Source organism: Gelria sp. Kuro-4, assembly GCF_019668485.1.
Lineage (GTDB): Bacteria > Bacillota > DTU030 > DUMP01 > DUMP01 > DUMP01.
On record NZ_AP024619.1, the window covers coordinates 1,102,603 to 1,121,566 of the forward strand.

The following is an 18,964-nucleotide window of genomic DNA, read 5'->3' on the forward strand; positions in this document are numbered from 1 at the left end:
TAGGGACAGGTCGGCAATTCGGGGCGGGAATGGAGGGCCTGACCTGTCCCCACGGCAACCCGACGCTCGTTTCTCGCGTGGGCCGGGTGTGCCGTGAAGTGGTCCGCGAATGGGCTGAAGATAGGGGGTCTTACCTTGGCGGCGTCTTGGTGGGACAAGAAGGTTGTCTTTTTCGGCGGCAAGGGCGGGGTAGGCAAGACTACTTGCGCGGCGGCGTTCGGGCTGCTGGCAGCGCAGCGGGGCCGCCGGACCCTGGTGGTGTCCACCGACCCGGCGCACAATCTGGGCGATATCTTTGCCACGCACATCGCCGAGGAGGGGGAGCTGGCGCCGGGCCTCCGGGGCTACGAGATCGATCCGGCCAAAGAAAGTGCCCGTTACATCGCTGAGGTTAAGCAGCAACTTCAGAACGTGGTCAGCCCGGTGATCATGGAGGAGATCGAGCGGCAGGTGGAGGCGGCCTATGCCGCCCCCGGCTCGGAAGAGGCGGCCGTCTTCGACAAGTTTATCGACATGCTGGACCGGTTGGCAAGCGAGTTTGACCTGGTGGTCTTCGATACAGCGCCCACCGGCCACACCCTGCGCCTCCTCTCGCTCCCCGAGCTCTTGGCGGCCTGGATCGACCGTCTGATCAAACAGCGCGAGAAGGCCAATCGGCTCCTGTCCATGGCGGCGGCGGGAGCGGTGGAACTCAAGGAGAAGGCGGAGAGGGAAGATCCCGTGCTGGCCACGTTAAAGCGGCGCCGGGCGCGTTTCACCCGTGCCCGCGCTTTTCTGGTGGACGACCAGCAGGCGACCTTCGTTTTCGTGGTGAACGCAGAGAAACTCCCCATTCTCGAGACGAAAAAGGCGCTTACGGTGCTGCAGAAGAACCACATCCCCGTGGGCGGCATCATTGTCAACCGCCTGCTTCCGGACAGTGCCGGGGACGCGTTCTGGGGCCGGCGCAAAGAGCTGGAGGAGGAACACCTGGCCGAGATTGAGCGCGAATTTCGCGGGCTGATCCTGGCCCGGCTGCCGCTTCTCCCCGGCGATGTCTACGGCCGGCAGGCGCTGGACCAGGTGGTGGCCCTCCTCGACAAGCAAGTGTAAGTGGGCGCGAGACCTGACCCAATAGGTGGCCGCTGGGGGGATTGGCAGTGCCGGAAATAGCTGAGCCGTTGCCGCCGCTGCAGCGCGGCCGGCTCGTCGCCCGCCCGAACCGTTTCCTGGCCCGGGTGGAGCTGGGCGATGCGGCCGTAGAGGCGCACGTGCCCGATCCGGGACGGCTGGAGGAGCTCTTGCTGCCGGGGGCGGCGGTGTATGTGGCTGCCGCCGGCGCGCCGGGACGGCGCACGGCCTACGACCTGCGCCTGGTGGAGGGGCCGGCGGGCCTGGTTTCCGTGGACAGCCGCGTGCCCAACCGCCTGGTGGCCCGGGCGCTGGCGGCCGGGGCCTGGCCTGCGTTTGCCGCCTATTCCAGCGTCAAGGCCGAGCCGCGCTCCAGGCACGGCCGCTTTGACTTCCTGCTCCGGGGCGCGGGGCTTCCGGATTGCTTCATCGAAGTCAAAGGCTGTACCCTGGTGAAGGAGGGTACAGCTCTTTTTCCCGATGCACCCACCGCCCGCGGCGCCCGCCACCTGCGCGACCTGGCGGCGCTTGCCTTGAGCGGCAGCCGGGCCGCGGCCCTCTTCATCGTGCAGCGCGCCGATGCCCGCTGCTTTCGGCCCCACGCGCGGCTGGACCCGGAATTTGCCGCCGCCTGCTGGGAAGCGTCCACCGCGGGAGTCGAGCTGCGGGCCTTTCGCTGTTCGGTGACCCGTGCGGCTATCACGCTCATCGAAGAAATACCGGTTGTCCTGGGGCGGGCGCAATGAATCGCGCCCCTGCGGGCGGCGGCAGGAATCGGGGCGACGGGCGTCTAAAACATTCAGAGGTAGAGCGTCAGGTCTGCGCCGGGAGGTTCGCTGCGGCGGTACGGCCCGCGTTGGGGTAGCAGGGCAGGTAGGTTGGAATTCTCACGTCGGGCGCGATACCTGACCCAATAATGGTAAAGCGTCAGGTCTGCGCCGGGGGGTCCGCCGCGGCGGTGCGGCCCGCGTCGGGCCGGCAGGGTAGGTAGGTTGAACTCCTTGCGTCGGGCGCGATACCTGACCCAATGGTGGTAAAGCGTCAGGTCTGCGCCGGGGGGTCCGCTGCGGCGGTGCGGCCCGCGTCGGGCCGGCAGGGTAGGTAGGTTAAACTTCTTGCGGCGGGCGCGATACCTGACCCAATAATGGTAGAGCGTCAGGTCTGCGCCGGGGGTCCGCCGCGGCGGTGCGGCCCGCGTCGGGCCGGCAGGGTAGGTAGGTTGAACTTCTTGCGGCGGGCGCGATACCTGACCCAATGGTGGTAAAGCGTCAGGTCTGGAAGCTTAAGGGGGTACCGGGGATGGGAGATAAGGCCAGCGTGCGCTTTATTCTCGGGCGGGCGGGAGCAGGCAAAACCTACACCTGCCTTAAAGCCATCGAAGGGGAGCTTTTGCGCGCGGGCGAGGACGGCCCGCCCCTCATCCTCCTGGTACCGGAGCAGGCAGCCTTCCAGATGGAGTACGAACTTTTGGCTCGGGGGCAAATAGCGGCCACAGCCCGCGCCCAGGTGCTGAGTTTCCGCCGCCTTGCCCGCCGTGTGCTGGGGGAGGTGGGCGGCGGCGCGCGGCCCTGGCTGGGCGAGCTGGGCAAGCGCATGGTGCTGCGCGCCCTCATCCAAAGGCACCGGGGTGAGCTGCGCCTCTTCGCCAAAAGCGCCGCCACAGCCGGGTTCACCGAGCGCCTGGCCGGGACGCTGGCGGAGCTCAAGCTCTACAACATTTCCCCGGAAATGTTGGGCCGGCGCCTGGCAGCGCTCACCGCGGCAGGGATGGGGGAGAGCCCGCTGGCGGGCAAGCTCCACGACCTGGCCCTCCTTTACCGGGAGCTGGAGGACTTCCTGGCTCCCCGCTACACCGACCCGGAGGGCTACCTAACTTTCCTGGCTGCCCGCCTGCCGCAGGCGCCTTCGCTGCAGCAGGCGCGGGTGTGGGTCGACGGCTTCAGCGGCTTCACCCCTGAAGAGTTCCAGGTACTGGCCGCCCTTTTGCAGACAGCGGCGCGCGTGGAGGTGACCCTGTGCCTGGACGCCGGGGAACTCAACCGGCCCCTTGTGGAGACGGACCTTTTTCACCCCACGCGGGAAACGTACGTCAAACTGCGCGACCTGGCGGTCGCGGCCGGGGCGCGCCTGGAGCCGCCGCTGGTCCTGGATGATCCTCAGGCCCTGCCCCCGCGCTTTGCCCACGCCCGCGAGCTGGCCCACCTGGAGCGCTGCTTTTTCCGCTACCCCACCGCCGCCTGGTCGCGGCCGGCACCCGGCCTCTCCCTGGTGGCGGCGGCCAACCGGCGCACGGAAGTGGAGGCAGCGGCGCGCCGGATCATCAGCCTGGCCCGGGAGGAGGGGCTGCGCTGGCGGGAGATGGCCCTGGTGGTGCGGGACCTGGAGCTGTACCACGATCTTGTCGCCACCGTGTTTGCGGACCACGGCATCCCCTGCTTCATCGACCGCAAGCGCCCGGTGCTGCACCACCCCCTGGCCCAGCTCGCGCTGGCCGCCTTGGAGGTGGTTACCAGCAACTGGTCGTATGAGGCTGTCTTTCGCTGCCTGAAAACCGACCTCTTTCCCCTCAGCCGGCCGGAGGTGGACCGGCTGGAGAACTACGTCCTCGCCTTCGGGGTACGGGGCGCCACCTGGCAGCGCCCGCAGGACTGGGATTTCCCTGCCCGCGCCGGCGGGGGCAGGAACGCCGGGGCGGCCCCGTGGGAAGGGGTAGACGACCTGCGCCGGCAGGTGGCCGCCTGCCTGGCCCCCCTTACCTCTGCCTGTCGCCGCGGCGAGAAGGTGAGCGCTGCCGCCCTTACGGCGGCCCTCTGGCACTTCCTGGACGGCCTGAAAGTTGGCGAAACCCTGGCGGGATGGGCCAAGGAGGCCGAGGCGCGCGGTGACCTGGCGGCGGCACAGGAACACAGCCAGGTGTGGACCCGCTTCCTGGAGCTACTCGATGAACTGGTTATCGGGCTGGGCGACACGCCGCTTACGCCGGAGGAGTACGGGGAAATCCTGGCCAGCGGCCTGGAGAGCCTGCGCCTGGGCCTCGTGCCCCCGAGCCTGGACCAGGTGCTGGTGGGGGGACTGGAGCGGTCCCGCCACCCCAACGTGCGCGCGGCCTTTGTGCTGGGCGTAAGCGATGGGGTGCTCCCCGGCCGCGTGAGCGAGGACGCCGTCTTCACCGACCGGGAACGGGAGGAGCTCCGGGCGGCCGGCCTGGAACTGGCGCCTACCAGCCGGCAGCGCCAACTCCACGAGCAGTACCTGACCTACATTGCCCTCACCCGCGCCGGCGAACGTCTCTGGGTGAGTTTTCCCTTGGCCGACGAGGAGGGGCGGGCCTTGGCCCCGTCACGGATCATCACCCGCTTGCGTGAACTTTTCCCCGCCGCGCTGGAAACGTATGCTGCTTCCGAGCCGAGCGGCGCAGTGGCGGAAGACCTGGCCTTTCTTACTTCGCCGGCGCGCGCTGCCGCTTATTTGGCGGGGCAGCTCCGCCTCGCCCGGGCCGGCCGGCCCCTGAGCCCGCTGTGGCGGGCGGTGCAGCGCCATCTCCTGGCCGCGCCGGCCCTCAGGGCCCTGGCGGAAAAGGCCACCGCCGGCCTGAATCACCGGAACCAGGTAGGGCCGCTCCCGGCATCCCTGGCGCGCCGGCTCTACGGCAGCCCTCTGCGCACCAGCGTCACACGGTTGGAAGAGTTTGCCAGCTGCCCCTTCAGCCACTTCGCCGTGCACGGCCTGCGGCTGGCCGAGCGGGCGGAGTTCGGCCTGGACCTGCCTTCCCTGGGACTTTTCACCCACGGCATCCTGCGCGCTGTCACCGGGCGGCTCCTTTCGGCAGGACGCGACTTTGCCTCGCTGAGCGGCGAAGAGGCGGCGGCCTTGGTGGCGTCTGAGGTGGAAAGGGCGCTGCCGGCTTTTGCCGGTGGGGTCCTCGTAAGCTCACCGCGTTACATCTACCTGGCCCGGCGCCTCACCCGTCTCCTGAGCGGAGCGGTGGAGATCCTGGCGGAACAGGCCCGCCGCGGCGCCTTCCGCACCCGGGCGGCGGAGCTCAAGTTCGGCCTGCCGGGCGCGGCGCCCGGGCTTACCTTCATCCTGCCGGACGGAGAGCAGTTCGCCCTGGTCGGGCAGATCGATCGCCTCGATGTAGCCGCGGTGGAAGGGCGCACCTACATAAGGATTGTGGACTATAAGAGCAGCCCCCGGCGGCTGGCGCTCGCCGAGGTGTACCACGGCCTTTCCCTGCAGCTTTTGGTCTACCTCCTGGCCGCGCTGGCGCTGGGGGCGGACCTGGGGCTTAAGGAGCCGGTGCCGGCGGGCGTTTTTTACTTCACCCTGGGCGAGCGCTTCCTGCGTACGCGGGGGCCCCTGCCGCCGCAGGAGGCGGCGGCCCGGCTCCTTAAGGAGTTCCGGTTGGAGGGCCTGGTGCGGGGCGAGGCCGAGGCGGTAAAGCTGCTGGATAAGGGAGCCGCCGCCGGCGAGGCGGCGGTGGTGGCGGCGGCGCTCAAAAAGGACGGGACCCCGCGGCAGCAGGCCGGTACGGTGCCGGCGGCCGGCTTTGACACCCTCCTCGCGTTCGTGCGCTGCAAGGTGACAGAGCTGGCGGCGAGGGCGCTGGCCGGGGAGGTGGCGGCCGCGCCGGCGAAGCAGGGCAACGCTACTGCCTGCCAGTGCTGCGGCCTGCATGCGGCCTGCGGCTTCGATCCGCTTTTGGCGGGAAATTCGTACCGGCTCCTCTCCCGCCTCCAGCCGGAGCAGCTGTGGCGGCGTCTCGAGGCGGCGGTGAAGGAGGGGGAGCAGGCGTGACGGCAAACCAAAACCGCTGGACCGAGGAACAGCGACAGGCCATCGGCGCCGCGCCGGGCAACATTCTGGTGGCGGCGGCGGCCGGTGCCGGTAAGACGGCGGTACTGGTGGAGCGGGTCATCCGGCGCGTGCTGGATCCGGCGCGGCCCGTGGACATCGACCGGCTGCTGGTGGTGACCTTCACCGAGGCCGCGGCCGCCGAGATGCGCCAGCGCATCGGCCGCGCCCTGGAAGCGGCCCTGGCTGCGGACCCGGGCAGCGCCTACCTCCAGCGACAGCTGGCCCTTTTGGGGCGGGCGGCCATCTCCACCCTGCACTCCTTTTGCCTTAAGGCGGTGCGGCGCTACTTCTACCAGCTGGAGCTGGACCCGGGCTTTAAAGTAATGGACGAGGCCGAGGCGGATCTTGTGGCGCACGAGGTGCTGGACGAACTCTGGGAGGAGGAGTATGCGCGCGAGGTGGACGCCCCCGGCCCCTTTGCCCACCTCCTCGATTGCTACAGCAGTGCCGGGAGCGACGACGAGCTGAAGGACCTGCTGCTCAAGCTCCACGCCTTCAGCCGCAGCCAACCCTGGCCCGAGCACTGGCTCCGGGAGGCGGCGGCGTCCTTCAGCCTGCCGCCGGACGCGGAACTTACGGCCACACCCTGGGCGCGGCCGCTCCGGGAGTATGCCGCCCGGCAGCTGGAGCAGGCGGCCCTGTGCCTGGAACGGGCCGCCGTCCTGGCCGCCCGGCCGGGCGGTCCCGAGCCGTACCTGGCCGTGCTCAACGCTGAACAAAGTGCCATCCAGGCGCTGGCCGGGGAGGCGCGTGCCGGCACCTGGGAGGAGCTCCGGGCCGGCCTGGCCTACAGCTTTGACCGCCTGCCCTCCGTGCGCCGGGAGGAAGTGGACCCGGAGCTGAAAAAGCAGGTCACCGACCTGCGCGACGCGGCAAAGAAGATCCTGAAGGACCTGCGCGAGGACGTCTTCGGCCGCCCGCCGGCCGACCTGCTGGCCGAGCTGACCCATGTGGCACCGGCTGTGCGCACCCTGGTAGAACTGGCGCTAGCCTTCGGCCGCCGCTACCAAGCGGCCAAGCACGCCCGCGGGCGGCTGGACTTTGCCGACCTGGAGCACTACGCCCTGCGCCTCCTTTTGGCGGCGGAGGCCGCGCCGGGGGAGCTTAAGCCGTCCGCGCTGGCCCGGGAGCTTACGGCAGAGTATGCCGAGGTGTTCGTTGACGAGTACCAAGACATCAACCCGGTGCAGGATGCCGTTTTAAGCCTCATCTCTGGCCAGGACACGCCGCGGCCGCACCTCTTCCAGGTGGGCGATGTCAAGCAGAGCATCTACCGCTTTCGCCTGGCGGAGCCGCGGCTCTTTCTGGCCAAGTACCACGGGTACCCTACCGCTGCGGGCGGCCGGGAGCGCCGGATCAGCTTGCGGGCCAACTTCCGGAGCCGCGCGGAGGTGATCGCCGCAGTCAACTTTATCTTTCGCCAGCTGTTTACGCCGGCGGTGGGGGGCCTCACCTACGATGCGGAGGCCGAGCTGGTGGCCGGGGCGCGTTACCCTGACCCGCCGGCGGGCGGCGCCAGCGCTGCTGCCCCGGTGGAGGTACACCTGATTGAGCGGCAGGTGCCCGAGGTAGAGGTAAACGAAAAGGAAGAAGACGCCGCCGCCTCGCTCGATCTGAGCGCCCTGGAGAAAGAGGCCTTGGTGATCGGCCGACGTATCCAGGCCATGGTCCGCGGGACACCGGAGCGGCCCGGCCCCGCCTTCCAGGTGTGGGACAAGGCGGCCCAAAGCTACCGCCCCGTCACCTACCGGGACATCGTTATTCTCCTGCGCACGGTACAGGGACGGGCAGCTACAATCTTGGAAGTCCTGCGGGAGTTGGAGATCCCGGCTTATGCCGACCTGGCCAGCGGCTACTTCGATGCGCCTGAGGTGGCCACCCTGGTCTCGCTCCTTGAGATTATCGATAACCCCTACCAGGACATCCCCCTGGCGGCGGTGCTGCGCTCGCCGCTCGTCGGGCTCAGCGCCGAGGAGCTGGCGGCAGTCCGGCTGGCCGCGCCCGAGGGGGAGTTTTCCGCCGCGGTGTGGGCGGCGGCCGCCGGCAGCGCTCCCGAAGGGTGCGGGGCGGCGCTCACGGAAAAGCTGGCCCATTTTCGCGCCCAGCTGGAGGAGTGGCGCACCGCAGCGCGACGGGGGACCCTGGCGGAACTCATCTGGCGCATTTACCGCGAGACGGGGTATCTGGCCTACGTCGCCGGCCTGCCGGCCGGGGCCCAGCGCCAGGCCAACCTGCGCGCCCTCTACGACCGGGCCCGCCAGTTCGAGAGCTTCGGGCGGCCGGGGCTTTTTCGCTTCCTGCGTTTCCTCAAGCGCCTCAAGGAGCAGGAGGGCGACCTGGGTACGGCGCGGGCACTGGGCGAGAACGAGAACGTGGTGCGCGTCATGAGCATCCATAAGAGCAAAGGTCTGGAGTTCCCGGTGGTCTTCGTGGCGGATCTCGGGAAGCAGTTCAACCTGGACGACCTTAAGGGCGACATCCTGCTCCACCGCGACCTGGGCCTGGGGCCGCTGGTGGTGGACCTCGACCTGCGCTTGAAGTACCCCAGCCTCGCCTACCGTGCCATCCAGGTGGTGGGGCGGGAGGAGACGCTGGCGGAGGAGCTCCGCATCCTTTACGTGGCCCTTACCCGGGCGCGCGAGCGGCTGGTGCTGGTCGGTTCAGCCCCGAACCTGGACGCGCGCTGCCGGCACTGGGCCCAGGCGGCCGGCGGGCCGGGGTGGGAGCTGGCGCCGGGCGACATCCTGGGCGCGCGCACCTACCTGGACTGGCTGGGGCCCGCCCTGGCCCGCCACCCGGCGGGGGAGGTGCTCCGGGCAGGCCTTCCCGTTCAGGCGCCCGACCCGGCGGTGGCGGCGGACCCTTCGCGCTGGGAGCTCCACCTCTACCCGGCGGCGGAGGTGGCTGCCCTGGCCGAGCCCGGGTCTCCCGCGGACAGCAATGAGCCCGGCGCTGCACAGGTGTCGGCGCCGGGCGAGCCGGAGGATCCGGAGCTGGCAGAAGCGGTGCGGGCACGGCTCACCTGGCGGTACCCGCAGGCGGCGACCGGCGGGCTGGCTGCCAAGGTGAGCGTGAGCGAGCTTAAACAGCGGGCCCTGCTGGGCGCAGGTAGGGAGGAGGAAGAAGCGCCGGGGCGCCGGCTTTACCCCGTCCGGCCGGCGGAGCGGCCGCGTTTCGCCGGGGGCTCCGGGGAGCTGGCCGGCGCCGCGCGGGGCAGTGCCGCGCACCTGGTGCTCCAGCACCTGGACCTGTCCGGCGACCTTTCGCCGGCAGGGATCGAGGCCCAGGTGGCGAAGTTGACGGAGCGCGAGTTCCTCAACCCGGAGGAGGCGGCCGGCGTGGATGCCGCAGCCTTGGCGGCCTTCTTCGCCGGTCCCTTGGGGCGGCGGCTCACGTCGAGACCGGCCGCCGTGCGGCGGGAGGTGCCCTTCAGCCTGCGCCTGCCGGCGGGGGAGGTATACCCGGCGGCAGCCCTGACCCCGACCGAGGCCACGGAGCCGATCCTGGTACAGGGCATCATCGACTGCCTGGTGGCCGAACCCGAGGGGTGGCTCCTCCTCGACTTCAAGACCGATACGGTGCCACCGGCCGTCTTGGCCGCGCGCCTGCCCGGCTACCAGAAGCAGGTGGAGCTCTATGTGCGCGCGGTGACGGCCTGGAGCCGCCGACCGGTGAGCGAGGCCTACCTGTACTTCCTCGCTGCCGGACGGGCCGTGCGCGTCTTTCCTACCCCAGAATAGCTAGCTGCCGAGCCAGGTCGCGGTATTCCTGTAAAAGGCGCCGGTACTCGTCCACCTCCCGCTGGCTCATGAACCAGTGAACGTAGTCCCCGTACTCTTCGCTGTCCTGGGTTTCCGGAAGCCGCCTTTCGGCGAAGGTGTTAAGGTCCTGCCCGTACTTGACGGCAAAGGAATTCGCCCGCGCTTCGGCCTCCGCCAGCTGCCGTCCCAGCACATCCAAGCGCTGTTCAATAAAGGAGTGTAGGTTGCGCGCCACCAGTCGCCGTTCCTGATCGGGCAAAGAACAGAGGTCGACCTCACAGACCTGTGCCATGTCGGGCCCCTCCTTTTTGTAGGATGTATTCATATTATAGCAAAAAGTCTGTCCATATTCCAGGTTGAGTTTGAAGGCCGCCCCGCAGGGGGCAGCCTTCACTATAACCGGCGAGTGCGGTCCCGGCTTACCGGGCGCTGCCGTCGGCGAAAAACTCCTCCAGAAAGAGGTTGTGGGTGTGCTCGTCGTAGCCGATCACCTCGGCGTAGCGCCCCCAGTCCACCAGGGTTTCCAGCTGGCGCTGGGCCTCCGAAACCCCGAACTGCCGCTCCAGGATCTCCAGCAGAAATTCGCGCGGCAGGCGGCGGTTGGACTTGGTCTTGATGACGTGGATGATGCGCTTCAGGGCCGGCACGCGCTCCAGCACCTGCTGCCGAAAGATGTCCTTGCGCTCCAGCACCGAGGCTTCGGCGAAGGCTGCGCCCTTAGGAGTAAGCTCGATGTCGCCGGCCTCCACCCGCGCAAACCCCAAAAGCTCCACGCCCTGCACAATGGGCAGAAAGTCTTCCACATCGAGGATCAGGTCGTCGGCCAGGCGGTACAGGTCGGCCTTGCCGTCCATGTCTTCCAGCATCTCGATGAGCCCCGTCATGGCGCCGGCCCGTACGGGCGGGACAGGGGTGAAGCGCTTTTCTTCCGTCGCCGGCAGCGTCCGGTGGTCCGTCTCCCGCTCCTTGCGGGTCAGGACGCGGTAGAGCTCATCCACCCGGGCCATAAACGCCGGGTCTTCCCGGTCCCGCCAGTGGGGCAGGTCTATCGGAATGTCCGCCACCACGTGCGCCGGGTGGCCGGAGAGCACCACCGCCCGGTCGGCCATGTACACCAGCTCTTCGATGCCGTGGGTTACGAGGATGACGGCCCGGGTGGGGAGCTTCTTTTCCAGCCAGAGCTCGAGGAAGTCGCGGCGCAGGTTCTCGGCGGTGAGCACGTCCAGGGCCGAAAAGGGTTCATCCATGAGCAGCACGTCTGGCTCCACCGCCAGAGCGCGGCCGAAGCCGACGCGCTGCCGCATGCCGCCGGAAAGCTCCTTGGGGTAGGCGTTTTCAAAACCGTCCAGACCGACGATGTCGATGGCCGCCAGGGCCTTCCGGCGGCGCTCCTTCGGCGTCAGGTTCTTCTGCTTCAGGCCCAGTTCAACGTTTTCCAGGACGGTCAACCAGGGGAAAAGGGCGAAGGTCTGAAAGACAAAGCCTGCGCCGGGATTGACACCGGTGAGCGCCTGACCCCGGTAGAGGACGGTGCCGCCGGTCGGCTTAACGAGGCCGGCGATGATCCGAAGGAGTGTGGATTTGCCCGAGCCGGAGGGGCCGAGAATGCCCAAAAACTCTCCCTCACGCACGGTGAGGTTGATGTCATCCAGAACTGTCACCTTCTGGTCACCGACCTCGTACTGCTGCGCGACATGTTCCAGCTTAATCAGATCCGCCACAGGAGTTCACCTCACCCTATGAGCATTCAGCGGTCGGCATTGGGCGTTGAGAGGACGGCGGCTTCTAGATGGTTACCGCAGGCCCTCAAGCCAACAGCTGATCGCAAACGGCCAATTCACAGGCTGTACTTCTCTTCGGCCAGCTGGTAGAGCCGCCGCCAAAAGAGCCGGTTTACCGTGACCACGAAGAGCGACATCACCAGAATCCCCCAGATGATCTGGCCCCAGTTGCCGGCGCGGGTGGCCTGGGTGATGTAGGCGCCCAGCCCGCTGGCCGTCAGTTCGTGCCCCTTAAGGTCCAGTATCTCCGCCACGATGCTGGCGTTCCAGGCCCCGCCGGCAGCGGTGACGCCGCCCGTCACCAGGGCGCGCAGGATACCGGGGAGAATCAGTACCCGCCAGGTTTCCCAGCGCGACAACTTGAGGATAACCGCCGCTTCTTTGAGGTCGGCGGGCAGCCCGGAGGCGCCGGCGATGACGTTAAAGAGGATGTACCACTGGGTGCCCAGCATCATGAGCGGCACGGCCCCCAGCTCAAAGCTCAAACCGTAGCGCACATAGAGAAGGCCGAAAAAGGGGAAGAGCATGTTGGCCGGGAAAGAGGCCGCCAGCTGCGTGAGCGGCTGGGCAACCTGGTTCAGGCGCGGGTTAAGGCCGATGGCGACGCCCACAGGCACGGCCCAGAGCGCCCCCAGGAGGACCGCCGCCGAGGTGCGCAGTAAGGTGTAAAAGCCGAGGACCACCACGTACCAGAGCTCGGCGGCACCCAGCCGGGCGATGAGCACGACCCCGGCGCGGGCGTAGGGAAGAAGGACCAGGAACACAAGCCCCGCGGCCAGAGGGATAATCCACCTGGCCCAGCGCCGCGGCGGGACCGGTTTGGGGCGCGCTCCGGTTTCCGGCGGTGCCAGAAGCCGCTCCAACCCCTCTTCCAGCGGGCGCAACACGTGCTCGCCCAGCCGGTCCAGGATCAGCGAACGGCGCAGTACCTCCAGCAGCCAGGAGCGGGGCCGTTCCCCTCCGGCCGTCTCTTCCAGCTTGAAGCGCTGCGACCAAGCCACCAGCGGCCGCCAGAAAACCTGGTCCACCAGAACAATCAGGCCGGCCATGGTGAGGAGTGCGTAGAAGAGCGCCTGGGTGTTCCCTTCGCTGGTGGCGGTGGCCAGGTAAGAGCCGATGCCGGGCAGGCGGATGTCCCGCCCCAGTACGGAGATGGCCTCGCTGGCGGCCAGGAAAAACCACCCGCCGCCGAAGGACATCATGGCGTTCCACACCAGGGGTATGGCGGCGAACGGCAGCTCTACAGAGGTGAGGCGCCGCCACCAGTTGAGGCCGTAGACGGCGCTGGCCTCTTTGAGATCCCGCGGGATGCTCCGGAGCGAGTAATAAAAGCTGAAGGTCATGTTCCAGACCTGGCTCGTAAAGATGGCGAAAATCGCGGCCAGCTCCACTCCAAGGGTGCTACCCGGGAAGAGAGCCATAAGCCCGGTTAAACTCACCGAGAGAAACCCGAGCACCGGGACCGACTGCAGCACGTCGAGCAGGGGAACGAGAATCTTGTCCGCCCCCGGCACGTACGCCGCCACGTAGCCGTAAACGACTGTAAAGAGAAAGGAAAGGACCAGCGCAATGACCATGCGCAGGAGCGAACGCGCCGCGTAGTAGGGCAGCTCACGCGGGTCGAGCGATAAACCGGGTCCCAGCGCCGTGGCCAGGGGTGCCCCCATCTGCCGCCCCAGGTGTATCAGTAAGTAAAACAGGCCGGTGATGGCGACGAGCACGCAGAGGTCAATCCAGGGCGAGTGGCGCTTTTTCGGTAAATCCGGACGGACAAAAACCGGCATTCGCTTGCCTCCCTGGGGTCCGGTGCTATACTCACCATGCCCAGCCAGCGAGGCTTCTATGAATCGGCTTACAGCCGGCGGTGCGGGCGTATGTGGCTGCCCGCGGCAACGCCCGCATATAGGGCCTTGACGCAGTGCACGGCAATCCCTCCTCTAACGCAAGCTTTCGATACCTGCTTCTTCGGTAAGGATGATCCATCTGGGGTTCAGGGTCAGCGTCCATCGCGCGCACCACCTCCTTTGTCGAACGAAAAGCCCCTCAACGGGTGAGGGGCATGCGCACTGCACCCTCCTCGTTGAGCTTTGGCACTGTACGACTTTGGCAGCGCCAGCCACGTTAGGTAAAACCTTAAGCCGGTAATACCTGCTCACCCATTGGTGTCTTTCGACATTTCCGGGCAGTGGCCTGTATTCGTACAGGAGCCTCGCCTAACAGGGTTTACCTTATTCTCTTTTAAGTTTATGCTTCCTCCCACCTTCTGTCAACCACCGCGCCCGGGGTCCGGCAGCAATTTCTGGCGACGAAGAAAGGAGAATTCGCGCCGGCGGAAAAAGGTCCGGCTGCAGCACCTTATAAAAGCTTAAAACTTAAAGTTCACTCCAACCACATCTGACGGAATACCTCTGCTATAATAGGGATGAGTGGAGTATTATCGACCGGCACGGAGATCCGTTGCAAGGATGACTCCTGGAGGTACAAACGAATACCTTAAAGCAGAGGCCAGGAACCGTCGCCCTTATTTGGGCGCTTGGGCGGCGGGGAGCCAGTAGCGCAACCGGCTGCCGCAAGGCAGCCGTTTGTATTCTGATGTCAAGGAGGCGAGAGGTATGCCTACGGCTGAAGACTACCCCATGCTCAAGATAGTTGCGCTGAATGGCTTCCGCGTCTGGGTGGGACAGGAGGTCATACCCGAGGCTGCCTGGCGCCAGACGAAGGTGGTGCTGCTGTTCAAGTATCTTTTGGTGCAAAAGGGGCTGGCGGTACCCCAGGAGGAGCTGCTCAAGGAGTTCTGGCCCAAAATGGAACCCAAGGCGGCGCGCCATAACTTCGCCGTTACGCTTTATACCCTGCGCTCGGTGCTGAACAAAGGAAAGAGTAATCGGCAGCGGCCGCAGCGCATAGTATACGAGCGCGGCTTGTGCCGCTTTAATGCGGACCTCCCCTACTTTTATGATGCAGAAGCCTTTGAACGCCGGGCTGAAGAGGGCCTGGGGGCCTTACGAACGGACAAAAACGCGGTGGCCAAGGAGAAACTCCTGGCGGCCCATGCCCTTTACCGGACGGACTTCCTCACGGAAAACCTGGAAGAGCGCTGGATCATTAAGGAAAGGCTGCGCCTCAGCGAGCTGTACCTGCGCGTTCTCGACGGGCTGGCGCATGTGTCGCTGACACTGAGGGAGTTTGCCGCTGCAGCCGATTACGCCGCCGAGCTCCTGCAGCGCGACCCGGTGTGCGAAGAGGCTTACCGCGTGCTCATTACCGCCCTGGCGGCAACCGGTAAGCGTACGGAGGCCCTGCGCCGGTATAAGGCCTGCCAGCAGATGCTGGAGCAGGAGTTTGGCCTGCTGCCGGCGCCGGAGACGCGCCGGCTCTACGAAAGACTGGTTTCCGGTGATTTAGTCTAGTGCGGTCGCAAGGGAGCAGGGGGCGAACCAGCTTGCCCCGGCTGTTGGCCGGGGCTTTTCTGGGCCTGCAGCAGAGAGTGGAAGAGCTCAAGGCCCAAGCCTGCGGCGCACTGCTCATGCCTGGCGCTGGTAGTTGGGCCGGGCGTCAACTTTGCGGCCCGGGAGCTACTCATCCGGTGCCTGCGGGCCAGAGGACGGCTCCTCTTTCCCGCCGGCGTTGCCGGAGCCTGCGCCGGGCTCACCCTCCAATTTGGCGGCAGGGGCGGGGAGGGCGGCCCGCACAAACAGGGTTCGCAAGTAGCCGAAGGCGAGGGCGCCCATGAGCAGCAGGCCGGCGAAGCCGGCGGCCGGGTAAAGGGTGCCGACGATGGTGGAAAAGCCGAAGCGGGCCAGGATAAAGGCGGCGGCGCTTGCCAGAACGGCCAGCCAGCGGTAGGCCCGGCTGTCTGGTTCGGTAAGGCGCGAGGTGAAGCCGTACAGGCTGGCTACCGCCGTAGTATACACCTCTGCAAAGAGCACCACGCTGTAGAAGCTGCGGATGTAAGGCGAGATGAGCCCGGCCACGGCGATCATGGGTACCTCCAGGCCGGCCACCTGCGGTGCCACCGTGAGGATGGCGGCGGCGATGGCCAGCACCCCTGCTCCCAGGCCCAGCCCGCCCCAAACGGCGCCCCGGCGCAGTGCCACCGCCCCGCTTAAGGCTCCGAGCGGCGCGAGCACCGCCACAGACAGGATCAGGTTGTAGGAGGTGTAAAGCAGCGCGGCCAGGGGCCAGTACGGCACGGCGGTCTTGGCCGGGTCAATCCAGGCCAGGTTGGCGGCCAGCCCCTGGGGCTGCGCCAGGATGGTAATAAGGCTCAGGCCGAGCACTGAGGCGAGAAGGACGGGGGCCACAAGGCTGATGGAGTCGATCACCCGGGAGATGCCCAGAAGCACCGTGGCCAGCGTGAGGCCGAGGAGCAGCAGGCCGCCTGCCAGGGCCGGCAGGCGGAACTGCTCGGTGAAGATGGCCCCGGAGCCGGCGGCCATGGTGACCAGGGCGCCGAAGAGGAAAAAGGTGATGATGAGGTCCATGGTTGTGCCGGCCCAGCGCCCGCCTGCCGCCTGGATCACCGGCAGGTGGGACTTGGCCTGGACCTTATGCCCCAGCTCCATGATGGCGAGACCGAAAAAGATAAAGAGGCCGGTTGCTAAGGCGGTGCCCAAGAGCCCCCACCCGCCGAAGGCGGAGAAAAACTGCAACACCTCCTGCCCGGAGGCGAACCCTGCCCCGACTACCGTTCCCACGTAGGTTAGAGCGATGGTGAAAGGTGAGAGCTTCTTCGCCATGCTCCGGCTCCTTTGCGGTGTGATCGAGGTTAGTATGGCCGCTTACGGGTACCGGCAAACAGGAACGAAAAGGCCCCGGTGCCGCCGGAGCCTCAAACGTTCAGCGCCTTAGAGCTGGAACGTGATGTCTTCTGTTACGCCACCGCCCGCGAAGGTGGTGCGCCCCGGCGTGGTGCGCGCCACCACCTGCCCGCGGTGCAGCACCAGAAGGGCCGTGGCCTCGAGGCGCAGGGCCGTAACTTCGTCGGGAGCGGCCCAGAGAACCAGGTCAGCCGGCCGCCCGGGGGCGAGGCCGTAGTCCGCGCCCAGGGCCAGGGTGCGGGCCGCCCGTTCGCTCACCATGGCAAAGGCCTCATAAAGTTCCTGCCGCCCGCTCAGCTGGCAGGCGTGCACCCCCATGTGCGCCACCTGGAGCAGGCTGCCCCTGCCCAGCGGGTACCAGGGGTCCAGGATGTCGTCGTGGCCGAAGCTCACGTTCACCCCCGCCGCCAGGAGTTCTTTAACCTGGGTGAGCCCGCGGCGCTTGGGATAAGCGTCGAAACGCCCCTGCAGGTTCAGGTTCACCAGCGGGTTGGCCACGATGTTCAGCCCGGCGCGGCGCAGAAAGCCGGTGAGTTTGTAGGAGTAGGCGCCGTTATAAGAACCCATGGCTGTGGTGTGGCTGGCGGTCACGCGTGGCCCCAGGCCGCTGCGGATGGCCTGCGCGGCTACCGACTCCAGGAAACGCGACTGTTCGTCGTCGATTTCATCGCAGTGAATGTCCACCTTGCGGTCGTATTTCTCCGCCAGGCGGAAGATGATCTCGATGGACGCCACCCCGTCTTCGCGCGTCAATTCGTAGTGCGGGATGCCGCCTACGCAGTCCGCCCCCAGCCGCAGGGCCTCCTCCAGCAGGTCCCGGCCGCCTTCGTAGGCCAGAACGCCCTCCTGGGGAAAGGCGACGATTTGCAGCTCAACCCAGGGCGCCACCTCTTCTTTCAACTCCAGGAGCGCCTGCAGGGCGGTAAGCTTCGGGTCACAGACGTCCACGTGGGTGCGTACGAACCCCACCCCCTGGCCAACCTCCCACTGGAGGGCGGTACGGGCCCGCTCTTTGACGTCGGCGCGGGTGAGGTCTTTTTTGCGCTCACTCCAAACGGCGATTCCCTCGAACAGGGTGCCGCTTGCGTTGTAACGGGGCTCGCCTGCGGTGAGCGCGGTGTCCAGGTGGACGTGGGAGTCGATGAGGGGCGGGGTGAGGAGGTTCCCCCGGGCGTCGACCACCTCCGCCCCTGCCTCCGCTGCCTTAAGCGTACCGGCGAGTTCTACCCGGGCGATGCGTTCCCCGCTGATCCGGACGTCCACGCGGGCGCCGGAGCCGGCCAGGCGCGCGTTTTTAATGAGTAGATCGGCCATGTCGCTTCGCCTCCGCTTAAGCCGATTCGTGCCCGGCAGTGTGGCCGGCCGGCCGGACACAGCCGCGCCCGGCCAGGGGGGCCAGGAAGGTATGCAGGAGCGCGGCCCCAAGGATGCCGGCCAGCGGCGGCAGCCAGGGCACCAGGCGGGCCAGCGCCACACCGCCGGCCCAGGCGGCCAGGGCGGTCCAGTTAACGTCGGGCAGGTCGACATCGCTGAGCGCGGGATACTTCCCGCCGTGTACCAGGTAGTAATCGGCCAGGATGACGCCGCCGATGGGCGGCAGGATGGAGCCCAGGAGCACCAGCCAGCTGACGAAGTTGTTATTCAGCCAGAGGGAGAAGAGCGTTCCCAGGACGCCGCTTACCAGCACAATCTTCTTCTTGGGAAACCCGGTGATGCTGGAGAGCCCCAGTCCCGAGGCGTAGAGGGCGTTGTCGTTGGTGGTCCAGATATTGAGGCCGAGAAGGAGCACCGCCGGCCCCAGGAGGCCTTGGAGCATGAGGACCTCGGAGATGTCGGCCTTACCCGTTACGGCCGCTCCTGCCGCCCCGAAGAAGAACATGAGGGAGTTGCCGATGAGGAAGGCGATAATGGTGGCCGCTACGCCGGTGCGGCGCGTGCGGGCGTAGCGCACGAAGTCCGGCGTGAGCGTGCCGCCGCTGGCGAAGGAGCCCACCACCATGGTGAGTGCAGCGGCCACGCTGAGAGCGTTCTGCGGGGCGAGTCCCGCCAGCGCTCCGATTCCGCCCGCCGCCTCGACGGCGCGGCTCACCGAAAAGCTTCCCAGGAGGGCGATGGCCGGCACGGCGATAAAGCTCAAGATTTCCATGGCCTTGTAGCCGACGTAAGCGGTGGAGGTCATGAGCGCCCCGGCCAGCGCCAGGAGAAGGTACAGGTTCCAGCCGGTAGCCTTATAGATGGGCAGGGCGAACATGGCCACGCCGACACCGAACCAGCCTATCTGGGTAGCCGCCAGGAGGAAGGAAGCCAGGGCTGAACCCCTACGGCCGAAGGCGTAGCGCGCCAAGAGGTGGGTGGAGAGGTTGGTACCGGCCGCAACGTCACCCAGAAGGCCGGTATAGAGGCCGAGGATGAGGTTGCCGCCCAGCACCACCAGCACCAGATCAGGCCAGAGCCGGAAGCTGGTGCCCAGCGTGCCCCCGGCCCACATGCTGGCGGAGAAGAAGGTGAAGCCGAGCATCACCGCCAGGACCGACCAAAAGCCGCGCTTCTTTTCCGCTGGAACGGGGGCGAGGGCGAAGTCTTCGTCCCGGACACAGTTTGACTTTGGCATGCCAAGACCTCCCTGAAGAGCCTG

General features: G+C 67.1%; 11 protein-coding genes and 2 riboswitches. Of the genes, 5 read left to right on the forward strand and 6 right to left on the reverse strand.

Annotated elements, in window-relative coordinates; genetic code table 11:
• Nucleotides 1-135: 135 nt before the first annotated feature.
• The 4 genes from K5554_RS05565 (at nucleotide 136) to addA (ending at nucleotide 9,707) form a co-directional block, all read left to right on the forward strand.
• Nucleotides 136-1,092, forward strand: coding sequence for an ArsA family ATPase (locus K5554_RS05565; RefSeq protein ID WP_221040149.1), 957 nt, complete (start codon nucleotides 136-138; stop codon nucleotides 1,090-1,092).
• A 47-nt stretch (nucleotides 1,093-1,139) separates the two neighbouring features.
• Nucleotides 1,140-1,856 (forward strand): DNA/RNA nuclease SfsA, encoded by a 717-nt coding sequence (sfsA, locus tag K5554_RS05570; RefSeq protein ID WP_221040150.1) that lies wholly within the window; start codon nucleotides 1,140-1,142, stop codon nucleotides 1,854-1,856.
• 553 nt (nucleotides 1,857-2,409) lie between these two features.
• A complete protein-coding gene (gene addB / locus K5554_RS05575; RefSeq protein WP_221040151.1) occupies nucleotides 2,410-5,907 on the forward strand; it encodes a helicase-exonuclease AddAB subunit AddB in 3,498 nt (1,165 codons plus the stop codon).
• Entirely contained in the window at nucleotides 5,904-9,707 is a 3,804-nt protein-coding gene (gene addA / locus K5554_RS05580; protein ID WP_221040152.1) for a helicase-exonuclease AddAB subunit AddA, read from the forward strand. The genes addB and addA overlap by 4 nt, the downstream gene beginning before the upstream one ends.
• On the opposite strand, the gene K5554_RS05585 is transcribed toward addA, so the two are convergent.
• The 3 genes from K5554_RS05585 to K5554_RS05595 all read right to left on the reverse strand — a co-directional run bounded on the left by K5554_RS05585 (nucleotide 9,694) and on the right by K5554_RS05595 (nucleotide 13,293).
• Nucleotides 9,694-10,020 (reverse strand): hypothetical protein, encoded by a 327-nt coding sequence (locus tag K5554_RS05585; RefSeq protein WP_221040153.1) that lies wholly within the window; start codon nucleotides 10,018-10,020, stop codon nucleotides 9,694-9,696. The two genes, addA and K5554_RS05585, sit on opposite strands and share 14 nt — an antisense overlap.
• Before the next feature lie 127 nt (nucleotides 10,021-10,147).
• Nucleotides 10,148-11,449: a nitrate/sulfonate/bicarbonate ABC transporter ATP-binding protein gene (locus tag K5554_RS05590; RefSeq protein ID WP_221040154.1), complete on the reverse strand. Its 1,302-nt coding sequence runs from the start codon at nucleotides 11,447-11,449 to the stop codon at nucleotides 10,148-10,150.
• 116 nt (nucleotides 11,450-11,565) lie between these two features.
• The gene (locus tag K5554_RS05595) at nucleotides 11,566-13,293 is read right to left on the reverse strand and encodes an ABC transporter permease subunit (protein ID WP_221040155.1); all 1,728 of its coding nucleotides are present in this window, start codon (nucleotides 13,291-13,293) and stop codon (nucleotides 11,566-11,568) included.
• Between the two features lie 281 nt (nucleotides 13,294-13,574).
• Nucleotides 13,575-13,737: riboswitch (M-box (ykoK) riboswitch) on the reverse strand.
• 263 nt (nucleotides 13,738-14,000) lie between these two features.
• Nucleotides 14,001-14,084: riboswitch (cyclic di-GMP riboswitch) on the forward strand.
• A 37-nt stretch (nucleotides 14,085-14,121) separates the two neighbouring features.
• Here K5554_RS05595 and K5554_RS05600 point away from each other — a divergent pair.
• Nucleotides 14,122-14,919: a bacterial transcriptional activator domain-containing protein gene (locus K5554_RS05600; RefSeq protein ID WP_221040156.1), complete on the forward strand. Its 798-nt coding sequence runs from the start codon at nucleotides 14,122-14,124 to the stop codon at nucleotides 14,917-14,919.
• A 165-nt stretch (nucleotides 14,920-15,084) separates the two neighbouring features.
• Here the strand turns inward: K5554_RS05600 and K5554_RS05605 are convergent, their stop codons facing one another.
• The 3 genes from K5554_RS05605 to codB all read right to left on the reverse strand — a co-directional run bounded on the left by K5554_RS05605 (nucleotide 15,085) and on the right by codB (nucleotide 18,940).
• The gene (locus K5554_RS05605) at nucleotides 15,085-16,248 is read right to left on the reverse strand and encodes a hypothetical protein (protein WP_221040157.1); all 1,164 of its coding nucleotides are present in this window, start codon (nucleotides 16,246-16,248) and stop codon (nucleotides 15,085-15,087) included.
• 108 nt (nucleotides 16,249-16,356) lie between these two features.
• Nucleotides 16,357-17,643: a cytosine deaminase gene (codA, locus tag K5554_RS05610; RefSeq protein WP_221040158.1), complete on the reverse strand. Its 1,287-nt coding sequence runs from the start codon at nucleotides 17,641-17,643 to the stop codon at nucleotides 16,357-16,359.
• 16 nt (nucleotides 17,644-17,659) lie between these two features.
• A complete protein-coding gene (codB, locus tag K5554_RS05615) occupies nucleotides 17,660-18,940 on the reverse strand; it encodes a cytosine permease (protein WP_221040159.1) in 1,281 nt (426 codons plus the stop codon).
• Nucleotides 18,941-18,964 lie beyond the last annotated feature (24 nt).